The 13,717-nt window shown below is 65.3% G+C and carries 16 protein-coding genes; all 16 read right to left on the reverse strand.

The window, feature by feature from the left end:
* A partial coding sequence (locus ACYQ4Z_RS07075) for a glycosyltransferase (RefSeq protein WP_459860497.1) occupies positions 1 to 670 on the reverse strand: 670 nt, incomplete at its 3' end.
* A 10-nt stretch (positions 671 to 680) separates the two neighbouring features.
* Entirely contained in the window at positions 681 to 1,238 is a 558-nt protein-coding gene (locus tag ACYQ4Z_RS07080) for a histidine phosphatase family protein (protein WP_459860499.1), read from the reverse strand.
* Entirely contained in the window at positions 1,223 to 2,011 is a 789-nt protein-coding gene (locus tag ACYQ4Z_RS07085; protein WP_170141341.1) for an adenosylcobinamide-GDP ribazoletransferase, read from the reverse strand. Before ACYQ4Z_RS07085 ends, ACYQ4Z_RS07080 begins: the two co-directional genes overlap by 16 nt.
* 29 nt (positions 2,012 to 2,040) lie before the next feature.
* A complete protein-coding gene (cobT, locus tag ACYQ4Z_RS07090) occupies positions 2,041 to 3,075 on the reverse strand; it encodes a nicotinate-nucleotide--dimethylbenzimidazole phosphoribosyltransferase (RefSeq protein ID WP_459860501.1) in 1,035 nt (344 codons plus the stop codon).
* A gap of 11 nt (positions 3,076 to 3,086) precedes the next feature.
* Positions 3,087 to 3,695, reverse strand: a complete 609-nt coding sequence (gene cobU, locus ACYQ4Z_RS07095) for a bifunctional adenosylcobinamide kinase/adenosylcobinamide-phosphate guanylyltransferase (protein ID WP_219971961.1) — start codon at positions 3,693 to 3,695, stop codon at positions 3,087 to 3,089.
* Between the two features lie 10 nt (positions 3,696 to 3,705).
* On the reverse strand, positions 3,706 to 4,017 hold the full coding sequence (locus tag ACYQ4Z_RS07100; protein ID WP_219971962.1) for a 4a-hydroxytetrahydrobiopterin dehydratase: 312 nt from the start codon (positions 4,015 to 4,017) through the stop codon (positions 3,706 to 3,708).
* Between the two features lie 5 nt (positions 4,018 to 4,022).
* On the reverse strand, positions 4,023 to 4,721 hold the full coding sequence (bluB, locus tag ACYQ4Z_RS07105) for a 5,6-dimethylbenzimidazole synthase (protein ID WP_219971963.1): 699 nt from the start codon (positions 4,719 to 4,721) through the stop codon (positions 4,023 to 4,025).
* A complete protein-coding gene (gene cobJ / locus ACYQ4Z_RS07110; protein WP_219971964.1) occupies positions 4,711 to 5,670 on the reverse strand; it encodes a precorrin-3B C(17)-methyltransferase in 960 nt (319 codons plus the stop codon). The genes bluB and cobJ overlap by 11 nt, the downstream gene beginning before the upstream one ends.
* Positions 5,671 to 5,682: 12 nt before the next feature.
* Positions 5,683 to 7,122, reverse strand: coding sequence for a cobalt-precorrin 5A hydrolase (locus ACYQ4Z_RS07115; protein WP_459860504.1), 1,440 nt, complete (start codon positions 7,120 to 7,122; stop codon positions 5,683 to 5,685).
* Positions 7,073 to 7,993, reverse strand: a complete 921-nt coding sequence (gene cobI / locus ACYQ4Z_RS07120; protein WP_459860506.1) for a precorrin-2 C(20)-methyltransferase — start codon at positions 7,991 to 7,993, stop codon at positions 7,073 to 7,075. The genes ACYQ4Z_RS07115 and cobI overlap by 50 nt, the downstream gene beginning before the upstream one ends.
* Positions 7,990 to 9,258, reverse strand: a complete 1,269-nt coding sequence (cbiE, locus tag ACYQ4Z_RS07125; RefSeq protein WP_219971967.1) for a precorrin-6y C5,15-methyltransferase (decarboxylating) subunit CbiE — start codon at positions 9,256 to 9,258, stop codon at positions 7,990 to 7,992. Before cbiE ends, cobI begins: the two co-directional genes overlap by 4 nt.
* Positions 9,255 to 10,493: a cobalt-precorrin-5B (C(1))-methyltransferase gene (locus ACYQ4Z_RS07130; RefSeq protein WP_219971969.1), complete on the reverse strand. Its 1,239-nt coding sequence runs from the start codon at positions 10,491 to 10,493 to the stop codon at positions 9,255 to 9,257. Before ACYQ4Z_RS07130 ends, cbiE begins: the two co-directional genes overlap by 4 nt.
* A gap of 14 nt (positions 10,494 to 10,507) precedes the next feature.
* Positions 10,508 to 11,188 carry a precorrin-8X methylmutase gene (locus ACYQ4Z_RS07135; protein ID WP_459860507.1) on the reverse strand — a complete coding sequence of 227 codons (681 nt, stop codon included), beginning with the start codon at positions 11,186 to 11,188 and terminating at the stop codon, positions 10,508 to 10,510.
* On the reverse strand, positions 11,185 to 12,162 hold the full coding sequence (locus ACYQ4Z_RS07140) for a sirohydrochlorin chelatase (RefSeq protein ID WP_438438384.1): 978 nt from the start codon (positions 12,160 to 12,162) through the stop codon (positions 11,185 to 11,187). Before ACYQ4Z_RS07140 ends, ACYQ4Z_RS07135 begins: the two co-directional genes overlap by 4 nt.
* A complete protein-coding gene (cobM, locus tag ACYQ4Z_RS07145; protein ID WP_197713685.1) occupies positions 12,159 to 12,989 on the reverse strand; it encodes a precorrin-4 C(11)-methyltransferase in 831 nt (276 codons plus the stop codon). Before cobM ends, ACYQ4Z_RS07140 begins: the two co-directional genes overlap by 4 nt.
* Before the next feature lie 27 nt (positions 12,990 to 13,016).
* Complete coding sequence (locus ACYQ4Z_RS07150; protein ID WP_459860508.1) at positions 13,017 to 13,715, reverse strand: energy-coupling factor ABC transporter permease; 699 nt, start codon at positions 13,713 to 13,715, stop codon at positions 13,017 to 13,019.
* Positions 13,716 to 13,717 lie beyond the last annotated feature (2 nt).

A 13,717-nucleotide genomic window follows, 5' to 3' on the forward strand; every position in this document is an offset into this window, starting at 1 on the left:
TGATCTCCCGCCACACCGTCAGCAGTTCCGCTTGTCCTTTCCAGCGGGTGAGCCGCGCGGGGAGGGTCACCCAACGTTTCCCGCGGGTTTCCGGGAACTGCGCGTACCACTGGGCGAACCAACCGGGGTCAGGGCGGTAGCCGCGCGGATAGGCAGCCGGGTCGATGCCGCGTGGGATGACGACCAAACGCTCCGGGTCGGTTTTCGGGTAGTGGCAGAGCACGTAGTGGCGAATCGCTTCGGAGACGCAGATCGCCGTTTCGCCGCGGGTCATCACGGCGCTGTAGCGGTTCACGGAGTAGAAGCCGTGCACGGTGGTCACCAGCCGAGGACGCAAAGCAGGTGGAATGCGACGCCAGGCGAGGTAACCGACCCAGGCCGGGAGGCGGGAGCGCAGGTGGAGGATATCGACCCGCTCGCGCATGAGGAGGTCGCGCACTTTGGGAACGAAACGCCAGAGGGTGGCGACTGACTTTTTGCCTACGGGCCAGGGAATCCATTCTGCGCCGATCGCGCGCAGATGGTCGGCGTAGCGGCCCCCGTCGGCGATCACGATCGCGCGATGCCCCGCGGCAACCAGCGCTTCGGCGATCTCGACGGTACCGCGTTCGACGCCCCCCGAGTGGAGCGCCGGTAACATCTGGACGACGGTGAGTGGCCGCGCGTGCATAGGGAAAAGGCTAGCGGTTGAACCATTTCAGTGTCGCGCCCCAGGGTGCGACGTCGATGCGGGTGGCGTGACTACAGGCAAAGTCGAGTGCGAGCCACCGTTCGCGCGGCAGCCCCAAGAGGTGTCCGGCAATGGCTTTCAACGGGCCGGCGTGGCCGACGACGACGATGGCATCGACGTCGAGACGGCGTTCGCGCGTCTCCTGCCACCATTCGAGCGCGCGGATCGCCATTTCGGCGGCCGATTCGCCGCCGGGGGGCTGGAAGCCGAACGGGTTCGCCGCCCACCGGGCGATGAGCTCGGTGTCGATCGTCGCAAACGGGACGCCTTCCCATTCGCCAAAATCGATTTCCAATAACCGGTCGTCGTAGGACGGACGGCCCAACGCGCGGGCGAGTTCCGCGGCCCGTTCGCTGGGGCTGCTGTAGAGGTGGAAGTGTTCGGGCAGCAGTGGCGTGAGACGCGCTGCGACCGCTTCCGGGTCTTCCGCGAGTGGCCATTCGCTCTGGCCGTAGCAGACGCCGTCGGGTGCTGCCGTTTTGGGGTGTCGGATCAAATAGAGTTCCATGCGCACAAAATTCCTAGTAATCCTGTGGTAAAGGCCGTCGATTCGATCGCGCCGAGCACGTCACCGGTAAAGCCGCCCAAGCGCTTGTCGGTGCGCCAGATCCAGTAGCCGGCACCAAGCCCGATGCCGGCGATCATGCCCGATGCCACCGCAAGCGGCAGTGCGGCTAAGGGCAGTACGATCGCCAGTCCCGCTTTCGCCCATTCGCCGCGAGTCAGTTTGGCGGCGGCGAAGGGGTAGGCCTTGCTGCCATCGGCGGAACGCAAATAGGGCAGGCGCGTCATCGGTATGAGAACGATGAAGCGGGCAGCCGCATGGGCAGCGACGAGCGCGCTGCAGACGGCGAAAACGCCATGGGCGCTGCCCAGCAGGGTGAGCGCCTGCCACTGCAGGGTCAATGCCAGCCACAGTGCGACTGCGCCGAACGTGCCGACGCGAGAATCCTTCATGATGGCAAGAACGCGAATTGTATCGTAGCCGCCGCCAAAGCCATCGACGGTGTCGGCCAGTCCGTCTTCGTGAAATGCGCCTGTGACGATAAGGTGGGTTGCTAGGGCGCAGAGCGCCGCAAGCGAGGCACTGGCGAAAAGGGTGGAAGCGACGAGGTACGCGCCTGCGCTCAGTCCCCCTACGATGAGTCCGACCCAGGGAAAATAGGGCAGGGTGCGCGGAACGTGCGCGGCGCGATAGCGCCCGGCGCTTGGGCAGGGTAAGCGCGTGAAGTAGCGGAGCGCTTGCGCGAAGCGCCTCCATTCACGGTGTAAAGAACGCATCCAGCGGGGCGGCATTTGCCGATAGCGGTTCACGCGCGGTCGGCGACGCCAGCCGATTCGAAGCTCGCCATTTCGTTGAGAAACGCGGCGGCGGCTTGTACGAGTGGGTAGGCAAGCGCCGCTCCGGTACCTTCGCCCAGCCGCAGGTCGAGGTCAAGGAGGGGCGATACGCCCAGGTGGTCGAGCACGGCGCGGTGCCCCTGTTCGTTCGAGCAGTGGGTGAAGATCAGGTAGGGGCGGATTTCCGGTGTGATCGCCAGCGCCGCGACAGCCGCTGCGGTGGCGATGAAGCCGTCGACCAGCACCGCGACGCGGCGTTCGCTGGCGGCGAGCATCGCGCCCGCCATTTGGGCGATTTCCAGTCCGCCATATTCGGCGAGGATCTGCCACGGGTCGGAAGGCGTGCCGCCGCGCGCCAACGCTTGTTCCAGCACGGCGCGTTTGCGCGCGACACCCGCGTCATCAAGCCCTGAGCCGCGACCGACCAGCGTGGCAAGCGGCAACCCCGTGAAGCAGTGCAACAAGAGGGTGGCGGTAGCGGTGTTGCCGATCCCCATTTCGCCCAGGATCAGGACGTCGAGGGGATCCGGTAGGCGGCTGACGATTTCCGCCCCGGTCGCGACAGCGCGGTGGGCAAGCTCCAAGCCCAGCGCAGGCGCAGTCACCGCGTCGTTGCTGCCAAAAGCGAGTTTCGCATCGATGAGATCGGGGTGTGGTGTGAAGAGGTGGTCGACCCCGGCGTCGACTACTTTCAGCGGGATGCCGAAGGTGCGGCAAAAGACGTTGATCGCAGCGCCTCCGGCGAGGAAGTTCCGCACCATCTGCCAGGTGACGTCGCGTGGGTAGGCAGAGACGGGGTGGGTGCGGGTGAGGCCGTGGTCGGCGGCGAAGACGAGTGCGTAGGGGTGGTGCGCGCTTGGGTCGAGGCGGTTCTGGATCAATCCGAGTTGCAACGCCACCGCTTCGAGCCGCCCCAGCGCACCCAGGGGTTTCGTTTTGCGGTCGATTTTGTGTTGGAGTTTGGGGGCCAGGGTTTCGTCGATCGGCGCGGGTGTTGGGCGCATGGGTGTTCCTTTCAGGATTTGAGCGGGAGGGGAAGTCCTGCAGCGACGAAGGTAACCCGGGTGGCAACGGCCGCAACCGCCTGGTTGAGCCAGCCCGCTTCGTCACGGAAGTGACGAGCGAGGGGGTCGTTGGGGACGATGCCCAGCCCCACTTCGTTGGCCACGAGAAGAATCGTGTGGTGCGGCGCCGCTTTGGCGAGATGTTCCAAGAGCGCGGCGCGTTCGGCTTCCCACGCTGCGCGCCGGGTGGCATCGGAGGCGTCTCGTGGTGTCGGTGGCAGAGCGTTCGGGGGCGACCACGCCGTTTCCCACCAGAGCAGCCAATTGCTCAACCAGAGGGTGAGGCAGTCGATCACGACGGTGTTGGCGTGTGTAAGCGCTGCGTCGAGCGCTCTGCTCAGGTGGTACGGCGCTTCGATGGTGTGCCACGTGTTCGGTCGCTGCGCGCGGTGGTGGGCGATGCGCGCCGCCATTTCGTCGTCGCCTGCGTGGGCGGTGGCAAGGTACGCCACGGGCTCAGGGGCGGCGCGGGCGAGCGATTCGGCGTAGCGACTTTTGCCGGAGCGGGCGCCGCCCAGGATGAGGTGGATCGTCGCTTGGGGGTTAGGTGTCGGCGGCATCGGGGTGACGCTACGCGCTGTGGTCGGCCAAGAACGGTATCGCGAGTTGTTCCATCGCTTGGGCAAGCGCGACGTCCTTCGCGGTGAGGCCACCGGCGTCGTGGGTGGTGAGGGTGACTTCGACCCGGTTCCAGACGTTGCGCCATTCGGGGTGGTGGTTTATTCGTTCGGCAACGAGCGCCACTTGGCTCATCCAGCCGAACGCTTGGACGAAATCGGTAAAGCGGTAGGTGCGCTTGAGCGTTTCGCCTTCGCGTTGCCAGCCGCGTGGTAACAAAAGGGTTTCGAGGGTGTGCCGGTCTGCGTCGTTGAGCTGAGCCATTGCGGTCACTCCTGTCGCGTCGATGCGGGGATGATACCCAATTCATGCGCTGGCGCGGCGTACCGTTCCCAGTGGAGGTGGTCGGAAAGGGGGTCACGCTTGGCCCAACCGACTTGTTGCAGCTCCGGTTCGGGAAGGAATTCGCGCACCCATCCCAGGCAGAGATAGGCGATCGGGACGACGTGGTGTGGCAAACGAAAGATCTCCCGTAAGGCTTGCCGTCGGATGATGCTGACCCAGCCAACGCCAATTCCTTCTGCGCGCGCCGCCAGCCAGAGGTTTTGGATGGCGCAGACGCAGGAAAAGAGATCCATCGAGCGCTGGTGGGTGCGCCCCAGTACTACGGGACCCCCACGGCGGCGGTTGCAGGCAACGAGGAGGTTGATCGGTGCTTCGCGAATCCCTTCCAGTTTGAGTTGGCGATAGCGGGTGCGCCGTTCGCCGCTGAAGCGCATTGCGGCTTCTGCGTTGGCTTGGGTAAATGCGGCATGGACTTGGGCTTTGGTTTGCGGGTCACGCACGATGACGAATTCCCACGGCTGGGAAAACCCGACCGAAGGGGCGCGGTGCGCGGCGTCCAACAGGCGCATCAGAAGTGGTTCAGGGATAGGGTCGGGGAGAAAGTGGCGGCGCACGTCGCGCCGCTCGGTAATCGCGCGGTAGACCGCAGCGCGTTCGGCAGGGGAGAAAGCGTTAGCGATCATCTCCGGACGTGCTCGGTTGCGGTGGTAAGGTGCGGAGCCGTTCGATGTAGGCAAGCGGTAACTGCAGTTGGGCCGCGAGCGCTTCGTTGCTGGCTGGGGAAGTTTGAATCGCGGCAATCGTGCCGCTAAGCCCCTGCGAGAGCGAGTGTGCCGGGCGTTCGCCGGGTAACGGGGTACCGTCGGCGGCGTATTTGTTGCCGTAGCCGCGCGGTGTGACCATTTTTCCGTGCGCGACGAAGGTGTTGCTGTTGCCCACAAGCACGGTCGAGAGCATACCGATTTCGCATTCGGCCATTTCGGCAAGCGTCGTCATCTGGATCTGCTGCCGTTTGCGGTATGCCGATTTGACGATGGCTACTGGTGTGGTGGAGGCACGGTGTTGCAAAAGCAGCCATTGCGCTTCGACGATCTGCTGGGTGCGTCGTCCCGATTTGGGGTTGTAGAGCGCGACGACGAAGTCGGCGGCGGCAGCGGCGGCGATGCGTCGGGCAATCACCGGCCACGGCGTGAGGAGGTCAGAAAGCGAGATCGCGCAGAAGTCGTGGGTGAGCGGTGCGCCGATAAGTGCCGCGACCGCAGAGAGTGCGGTGACGCCCGGTACGACCTCGACCTGAATATCCGCTTCGGCATCGGGGCGCCAGCCGCTGGCCAAAAGCGCTTCGAAGGTGGGGCCAGCCATGCCGTAGATGCCGACGTCCCCGGAGGAGATCAACGCGACGGTGTGTCCGCGTCGGGCGTATGCGATCGCTTCTTGTGCGCGGTCGATCTCTTCGGTCATCCCTTTTTTGATGATCGTTTTCCCGGCGGTGAGATCGGCGACGAGCCGCAAATAGGTGACGTAGCCGATCACCACATCGGCCGCTGCGATCGCTGCGCGCGCGGCATCGGTCATGTGCGCTTCGCTCCCAGGGCCGATGCCGACGAGATAGAGCGTTCCTTTGGTACTCATACGCTAGCTCCTTCAGCGGGGTTCAGAGCAAAGCGAGCGGTACACGTCGCGTTCGGATGCGTTGCGGGTTGCGCCATCGGGTTTCGTTCCTTCAGGGGGTTGGTAACAGTAGGCGAGGGAGATGGTGACGTTGCGCCCGTCACTGCCGCAACGGCGCAGTTTTTCCACCGGGAGCATCGGGTAGCCCGGATGTTCGGCCAGGGTCGATGCGCGCCACCCCGCTGCGAGCAGCGCCGCCGCTTCGGCAACCGAAGGGGTGCCGGTATAACGGCGCACCGTCTCCGAAGGGGAAGGAACCGGAATCGCGGCGAGCGCTTCGGGCGGGTAGAACGAGAGGCTGGCGCCAGCGTGAAGGTAGGGCGCCAACGCTTCGTGTAACCCCGATTCGTCGCGCTTCAGGGTGATCGACGCGCAATGGACGATTGTGGCCGGTTCGGGCAGACGTGCCAACGCTTCCTGCAGGGCCGTGGCGATCGTTTCCGCAGGGGTGCCCCGGTCGCAACCGACACCGACGGCAACGCGGGTGCGGTCGATCCGCTCCGGCGGCGCGTAATGGATGAGCCGTTCTGGGAACGCTGCGCGGACCTGCGGCGGGGGTGGGATGCGACCCACCCAAAGGAGCGCGCGGAAGTGGTTGGCGAGTTCGCTGGGAAAGGGGCTGTCCGGCGAAACGTGCCGCACGTGGATGTGTTGGGGCAGTGGTATGCCGCGGCGGCCGCCGGCGTGGTGGGACCACCAGTCGCGGTCGTGGTCGCACGTTTGCCACAGGAGCACGGGGTCCCCATTGACGACGGCAGCCGAGACATGGACGACCGTGTCGTGGCTGGCTTGGAAGCGCCAGTCGAGTTCGCGGCCCAAAAGGTCGACCGCAAGGCTTTTCTGGCTGTCGGATGCGGTGGTGAGCACACAGGTGGCTCCCAGCGCTTCGGCAATCGCTTGCGCCAACGCGTTGGCGCCACCCAAGTGGCCCGAGAGCACGGGGATGACGAAGCGGCCGGAGTCGTCGATCACGACGACCGCTGGGTCGCGGTTTTTGTCGGCAAGGAGCGGCGCAATGAGGCGGACGATCGCACCCAGTGAGACGACCGCGACAAGGGCGTCGTGTTGCTGCCACAGCGTCTCGATCGCGTCGGCGGTTTTTCCGGCGTAAGGAGCAACGCCAGGTGTATTGCCGAGCGCGGCTGCGTGTTTTTCCGGGAGGTAGAGCGGCGCGGACGGTGCCACCGCGGCGCGCGCGCGGGCCGCGGTCTGAGCGCCGTGGCGGGTGATTGCGACGAACGCAGGGGCGGCGAACGTACTGCGCGCCGCTTGCCAGATGGCAGCTTGGTTGGGAGATGTTTGAGTCGGGGCTTCTGGCGTCGGGTTCGTTGGCTTGGGGGGCATCGTTGGTGTCATCGTGGCGTTACTGGGGGCCTGGGTTCCTGGGGCTTGCGACAGCGGCGTGGGATTCATGGGGTTTCGCTTCGGATGCGGGAACGGTCACGCTGGTGCGTGGAGATGCCGCGGTCTTTTTGCGACAGCCGCGAATGCGTTCGCCGACCGGCGTCGCGTTGGGGTTACGCAGGATGAGGAGCGCGAGGTAACTGAGCGTGGCGTCGGCAAGAGCGCGGAGCGCTTCGCCGCGAAGGATACGCTCGTTAGGCAAGCCGACTCGTTCCGCAAGGAGCGCGTGCGGAAGGAGCGACCGTTCGCTGAGCCAGGCAACGAGCGTAGGCCAGAGGGGTTTGACTTTGAGCAGGATCAGGGTCTCGAAGTGGGGCAGGACCGCTTCGATGAGAGGTAAACCGTAATTGGCGGGAAGCACCGCGATGCGTTCTTCCTGTGCAGCAAGGGGAATCGCTGCGGCTGCCGCGGCAGCGGCGAAGCTATTGACACCCGGCAGGGTTTGGATGCTCATACCGGGAGCCCGTTCGCGCACGGCCGCAGCCAGATATTGGAACGTGGCGTAGGTCGAGGCGTCGCCTTCGACAAGAACCGCAACGTCGCGACCCGCAAGCAGGGTGGGTAGGATCGCCTCCGCGGCGCGGGCCCACGCCCTGGTGAGGACAAGGGGATCGTGGCTCATCGGGAAATGGAGTTCGATCGCGTCCGCCGGGGTGGTCAAGCCTGCCCGGTTCGCGATCGTCAGCGCGACCGATTCGCCACCCTGTTTGCGTACCGGATAGGCCCACCGTGCCGTGCCGGTGAGGATGCGCCATGCGCCGCGGGTGATCCAATCCGGGTTGCCGGGGCCAAGCGAGATTCCGTAAAGGGTGCCCAGCGCCTCGGTCGTTGCGGCGGCTGGAGGTGTGGTCTCAGACAGGAAGTGTGGCGAAACAGTCATGATGGCTCCTTCGTCGCCGCAACGAGCCAGACCGGGTTTTCGGCGGCGAAGCGGTGCATCGCCAGGATGGGTTTGGTGCGTGCCGCCCACAGTTGGGTGGCGTGCCACGGGGCGTCGAGTGCGGTCATCGCCGCGGTGGCGGTAGCCAAGTTTTCCAGGGTCACGAAGGTGGCGACGAGCCGTCCGCCAGGGGCGATGCGTTGCCAACAGTAGGTCAGGAGTTCGGCCAGTTCGCCACCGGAGCCGCCGATGAAGACCGCGTTGGGGTCGGGGGCTTCCTCGAGCCCAGCGGGCGCTTTGGTGTGGCGAATCGTCCAGTTGGCCGCGTGAAAGCGGCGCGCGTTGGTCAGGGCGATCGCGACGTCGTCTGCGTTTTTTTCGAATGCCCATACCGCCCCTTCGGGGGTGAGGCGGGCCGCTTCGAGGCCGACGCTGCCCGACCCGGCGCCGATGTCCCAGACGGTGTCGTGTGGGGTGAGGGCAAGAAGCGCAAGCGCCACCGCGCGCACTTCCCGTTTGGTGATCAGCCCTTTTTCCGGTTGTCGTTGGGCGTAAGCGTCGTCGTCCCAGCCGAAAGCCGCTTCGGTGCCGGGGGTGGTGCTGGTCAAGATCGCGATGTGCGGGTGGGGAAACGCGGTTGCGGCAGCCTGCGACGGTTCGAGATCGCGCCACAGCGCTTCGCCGTCGAGCCCGATGCGCGCAGCGACGCTGATGCGGTACCGATGCGCCAGGGATAGCTCGGTGAGCGCACTGGCGATTTCGGTTGCGCCAGCACCGGGCGCCGTCAATGCGACGATCGGTGATCGGTTGTGCGCAGCCGCTACGAGCACGGGGCGCAACGGATGGTGGGGAGCGTTCTTCCACGACCACGGTTCGCGTACTTTGCCGTGCGCGGAGACGAGCGTGGCGTTGTGCCAGGGGATACCCAGACGCGCACAGGCCAGTTGGACCGAACTGCGCTCAGGCAGCACCGTGACCGCGTCGGGACCGAAGTGCGCAAGCAGTGCGGCCGCTGCGCCGTGAAAGAGGGGATCCCCCGTGGTCGCAACGACCACCCGTTCTCCTTGTGCGATCGCACGAGCGCACCGCTCTGGCAGTTGCGCGAGCCACGCTTCGAACGGTTCGAAACGGGCGTTGGGCGCAAACCGTTCGGCAAGCGGGGCAAACCCCTTCGCCCCGAAAACGAGGGTGGCCTGTGCCAGCGCGTCGGTGACTGCGGGCAGAAGCGGTTCTCCGGGTAGCCAGCCGATGACGGTCGGATTCATCGTTCCTCCCATTCTGCAAGCCACTGCGGCGCTGTGGATTCATCGATGCGCGCCACCGCATTGCCGGCAAAATCGACGGTTTGGATGGTGAGCCGCCGAGCCGACCCCGGCCAATATTTCGTTTTGAGCGTGTGCCAGGCGCGTGCAGCAAGCGCCGAGTGAAACGCGACGTCGAGGCCAAGTTCGGCCAATCGTTCTGCGGCAAAACGGGCCGTTTCGGCGGCGGCGATCTCAGCAACCAGGGCGGACGGCGCGCCGACGGCCCGCGCGCAGTCGGCAAGCAAGGTGCGATCTACCTCCCCTTTTCCGGCGTGGGTGACGGGCATTCCTTGCGCCATTTTGGTGAGTTTGCCGACCATCGCGCCGATGATCAGGTGGCGGATCCCGTTTTTGCGCGCGGCATCGAACGCGGTGCGGACGAAGTCCCCCATCTGGACGAACGCCGCTTCGGGCAGCTCCGGCCACAGCGCCATCATCGCCTTTTCGGTGCGCCCACCGGTGGTCAATACGACGGTGTCACACCCTTGGGCACGCGCAACCCCGATCGCTTGGACGACGCTTGCGCGAAACGCCGCGGTGGAGTATGGGCGAACGATGCCGGTAGTTCCCAGGATCGAAATGCCGCCCACGATTCCCAAACGCGGGTTGAGCGTGCGTTTGGCAAGCGTTTCGCCCCCAGGCACTGCGATGGTGACGAGAAGACCGTGGTCCGCGCAGTTCGGAAGTTCCGGCGTCAGGCAGACAGCGCGTTCGGGAAGGGGGGAAGTGGGTAGCGCGGCGCAGGTGGCTGGAGGTGCTGCACCCAACAGTTCGCTCAGATTCTCACACAAATTTTGCCGCGGCACCGGGTTGATCGCGGGTTCGCCCACGGGAAGACCAATGCCAGGGCGCGTGACGATGCCAACCCCTTCGCCAGCAGCCACGAAAAGGCCAGGGGCGGAGACCCAGGCAACGGTTGCGGTGATGGGCGCTTTGTCGGTGACGTCGGGGTCGTCTCCTGCGTCTTTGATCACGACCGCGGTGGCGCGTCCGTCGGGATAAAGGCGCTTTTCGTGGATGGGGAAGACGACGCGTTGCCCGTTGGGGAGCTTGGTTTCGATCGCATCCGGGATCGCGCCGGTGAGTAACCCTTGTGCCGCCGCACGCGCTGCTGCGGCGGCACACGCGCCGGTGGTGAATCCGGTGCGACCGCGGTGGGCGCGCCGCTTGGCGTTGGGATCTGCGTGGCCGGTCACAGCGCGCGATTCCTTCAGCGTTCCGAATCCGCCGTTTCCGCGAGCGCCATCAATGCGTGAAGTGCCGCAACCACCAACGTCGATCCCCCTTTGCGCCCGCGCACGACGATCCACGGGGCACGGTTGCTGGCAATCAGTGCCTCTTTCGATTCGGCGGCGGAGACGAACCCGACAGGCATACCCAGGACCACCGCCGGCTGTGCTTGCCCGGCTTCCATGAGTCGAACCACTTCGAGGAGCGCGGTGGGGGCGTTCCCGATCGCGACGACCGAACCGGCCAAGAGGCCCTGTTCGGCGGCACGGCGCATCGCCATCACCGCACGTGTGGTATTCGCCGCTTTTGCCGCGGCGATCACTTCGGGATCCGAGATGAACTCATGCACTTCGATGCCGAAGTGCTGTAGCCGAGGTTTCGAGAGCCCAACACGGATCATCTCGACGTCGACGATGAAGGAGGCGCCGCGCCGTACCGCTGCGATCGCGGCGGAGACCGCCTCGGGATGAAACTGCACAAGCCCGTTCATTTCGAAGTCGGCCGAGGCGTGGATCATGCGTCGCACCACGGGCCATTCGTGCGCAGGGTAGGCGTGAGCGCCCACTTCACGGTCGATGATCGCGAACGATTCGTGCTCGATTGCGGCACCTGCAGCGGTGAGTTGTTCGGTAACACGCGGAGTGGGTAACGGGTTCGTCATACTTGTTCCTGGAGTTGCTCAGTGTGGAAGTGGAGATCGGGGCCGTTTTCGTGATGGGGGTGGTCGTGGGGTTCGTGAACGCCACGGTGGTGGTGGAGATGGTGGTCGTGATGATCGTGGTGATGATGGCCAAGCCCGTGTGCGAGCGCAAATGTGCGGTATTTGCACCCGGTGCAGGCGAGCGTCGGCAGCGTTTCGTGCGGTTGGGTGAGGAGTCCGTCGAACCAGGCGGCGATCTCAGGGCGAAACCCGAGGTAATCACCAAGCGCCCACGCGACGGTGGGATATTGCCGCTCGAGACGCGCCACCTGCGCGCGGATCCGTTCGATCAAAACGCCGGTGAAGAGATAGACCGGCAGCACGATGATCTGGGTCATGCCCCAGGTGACGAAGCGCTGCGCAACCCGTTCCAGCCGCGGGTAGGTGACACCGGTGAAGGCGAGGTCGACCAGTTCGTGGTCGGTCGCTTCGAAAAGGCGTCGCGCGAGTTTCGCCAATTCGGCATTTGCCCCGGGGTCACTCGAACCGCGCCCCAATAGGATCACCCCTGTGGTCTGCGGATCGGGCATCGCCAGGCGGCGCATCGCACGCTTGCGTTCGCCTTGAAGCGCGGCAAAGAGTTCGTCGCCGGTTCCCACTTGCGGGGTGATGGTGAATGTGACGTCGGGAAAGGCGCGTGCGGCTTGGGCGACGGCTTGCGGGATCTCCATCTTGACGTGACCCGCGGCGTTGATGATGAGGGGGATTACCAAAACTGTCGCTGCCTCTGGGGCTGCCGCGCGTGCGGTTTGGGCAGCATGGGCCAACCCTTCGGGCAAAAGCACTTCGGCAAACTCGATGAAGCAGGTGAGGATGGTGTGGTGCGGATGGCGTTCGCGGGCGGCTGCGGCGAACTGCTCGACTTCATGATTGCCTGCGGGTTCGCGCGAACCGTGGCCGACGATGAGGACGACGGGGTTGGCGGAAGGGCTCACGACGCTCCTCCGTTGGGTTTTTCGGGTGCCTTGTCTGCACGACGAAAGCGGTGGGTGAAGGTTGGGTCGTAGAGCTTACTGCGGGGGGCAGCGTCCCATTGTCGCGCACCGAGCGCTGGCGAAACGATGATCATCGCTTGCGAGACGATCTTTGCGGCGCGGCAAGCGGTGCTGAGTTCGGACAAGGTGGTGCGGACGATCCGCTCTTGCGGCCATGACGCTTTGTGGACCACCAGCACCGGGCTCTCCGGCGCCCAGCCGGCGGCAAGGAAGGCGCGTTCGATTTCCCGCGTCAGTGTGATCGACAGAAAGAGACAGACCGTGGCTTGGTGCGCGGCGAGCGCCTCGAGCCGTTCGCGCGGCGGCATCGGGGTTCGTCCTTCCGCACGGGTCAAGATCACCGTCTGGGTGACCTCTGGCAGCGTGAGGGATTCGCCCGCTGCCGCGGCAGCGGCAAACGCCGACGAAACGCCTGGCACCGCGCGCCATGGGACACCTGCTGCGTCGAGCAGCCGCGCCATTTCGGTGAGTGCGCCGTAGAGCGTGGGATCCCCTGTTTGGAGCCGCACCACGGTAGCGTGGCGTTGCGCCCGTGTGGTCAGCCACTCGGCGATCGCCTCGAGCGTCATACCTTTCGAATCGGCAATTTCGGCCGACTGCGGTGCGTAGCGCGCGACCGCCTCATCGACGAGCGAACCGGCATAGAGCACCGCGCCTGCTTCACTGAGCAGCCGCTGCCCTTTGACGGTAATGAGTTCTGGGTCGCCAGGGCCCGCCCCGACGAACCAGACGGTGCCGGGGCAGGGGCTAAGCGGTGGCAAAGACACGGGGTGTTACCTACCAGTGCGCGACCGTTACGCGGCGCGATGCAGACGAGCGGTAAAGAGCGTGTCTTCGCCGAGCCACGGTTTGGCGTGTTTCGCTGCGGCAAGGAGCGCCAAATCGAGCGCCGGTTCGACCACCAAGACGCTCAAATAGGCAGCACCAAAGGTCGCGATCTGCTGCCACGCTTGTGCACCCAGTCCCAGGAAGGCCCAGAACGCGACCCACAGCACCACACCACCCTGGTAGGTGAGGGAAAGACGAAAGACGTCACGGTAGCGCAAATCGGTGTAGGGGGTTTGCGGCGCGATGGTCCGTTTCGCGACCGCCGCGACGGCAAAGAGCGGGACGAGAAGGGTGGTGACGTTCGCGAAATATTGCGGCAAATCGTACGGGGCGAAGAAGAGGCTCTGAACGAGCAACGCCGTGGCTAAACCGACCGCCGCCGGGGCAAGGCCAAAGAGCAAGAAGAGCGTGCTGCCCAAGATGAGGTGCACTTCGGAAACGCCCACCGCGGGGTGTGGCAGCAGTTCGAACGCCGCAAATGCGATCGCGAACGCACATGCGCTGCGCACCCAAAAGCGCAGGAGGTGTGCAAACGTTGGAACCACGCGTTCGGAAACGAACAGCGTCGTCCAGACAGAGCGCGCCGCGCCGAAGAGTGTGGCCGTGCCAGTGAGGTAGGAGAGGGCCATCTTGGCCCCGGTCAAGAGTCCAGGTTCGATATGCATCG

The organism is Hydrogenophilus hirschii (assembly GCF_054656675.1).

What these genes read in the sequence shown, in the direction of transcription:
- ACYQ4Z_RS07085 (WP_170141341.1), bottom strand. Translation starts at nt 2,011, where the DNA reads ATGCGTTCTTTACACCGTGAATGGAGGCGCTTCGCGCAAGCGCTCCGC.
- cobU (WP_219971961.1), bottom strand. Translation starts at nt 3,695, where the DNA reads ATGCCGCCGACACCTAACCCCCAAGCGACGATCCACCTCATCCTGGGC.
- ACYQ4Z_RS07115 (WP_459860504.1), bottom strand. Translation starts at nt 7,122, where the DNA reads ATGAATCCCACGCCGCTGTCGCAAGCCCCAGGAACCCAGGCCCCCAGT.
- ACYQ4Z_RS07135 (WP_459860507.1), bottom strand. Translation starts at nt 11,188, where the DNA reads ATGACGAACCCGTTACCCACTCCGCGTGTTACCGAACAACTCACCGCT.
- bluB (WP_219971963.1), bottom strand. Translation starts at nt 4,721, where the DNA reads ATGATCGCTAACGCTTTCTCCCCTGCCGAACGCGCTGCGGTCTACCGC.
- cobJ (WP_219971964.1), bottom strand. Translation starts at nt 5,670, where the DNA reads ATGAGTACCAAAGGAACGCTCTATCTCGTCGGCATCGGCCCTGGGAGC.
- ACYQ4Z_RS07100 (WP_219971962.1), bottom strand. Translation starts at nt 4,017, where the DNA reads ATGGCTCAGCTCAACGACGCAGACCGGCACACCCTCGAAACCCTTTTG.
- cobT (WP_459860501.1), bottom strand. Translation starts at nt 3,075, where the DNA reads ATGCGCCCAACACCCGCGCCGATCGACGAAACCCTGGCCCCCAAACTC.
- ACYQ4Z_RS07150 (WP_459860508.1), bottom strand. Translation starts at nt 13,715, where the DNA reads ATGCATATCGAACCTGGACTCTTGACCGGGGCCAAGATGGCCCTCTCC.
- ACYQ4Z_RS07080 (WP_459860499.1), bottom strand. Translation starts at nt 1,238, where the DNA reads ATGGAACTCTATTTGATCCGACACCCCAAAACGGCAGCACCCGACGGC.
- cobI (WP_459860506.1), bottom strand. Translation starts at nt 7,993, where the DNA reads ATGACTGTTTCGCCACACTTCCTGTCTGAGACCACACCTCCAGCCGCC.
- cbiE (WP_219971967.1), bottom strand. Translation starts at nt 9,258, where the DNA reads ATGAATCCGACCGTCATCGGCTGGCTACCCGGAGAACCGCTTCTGCCC.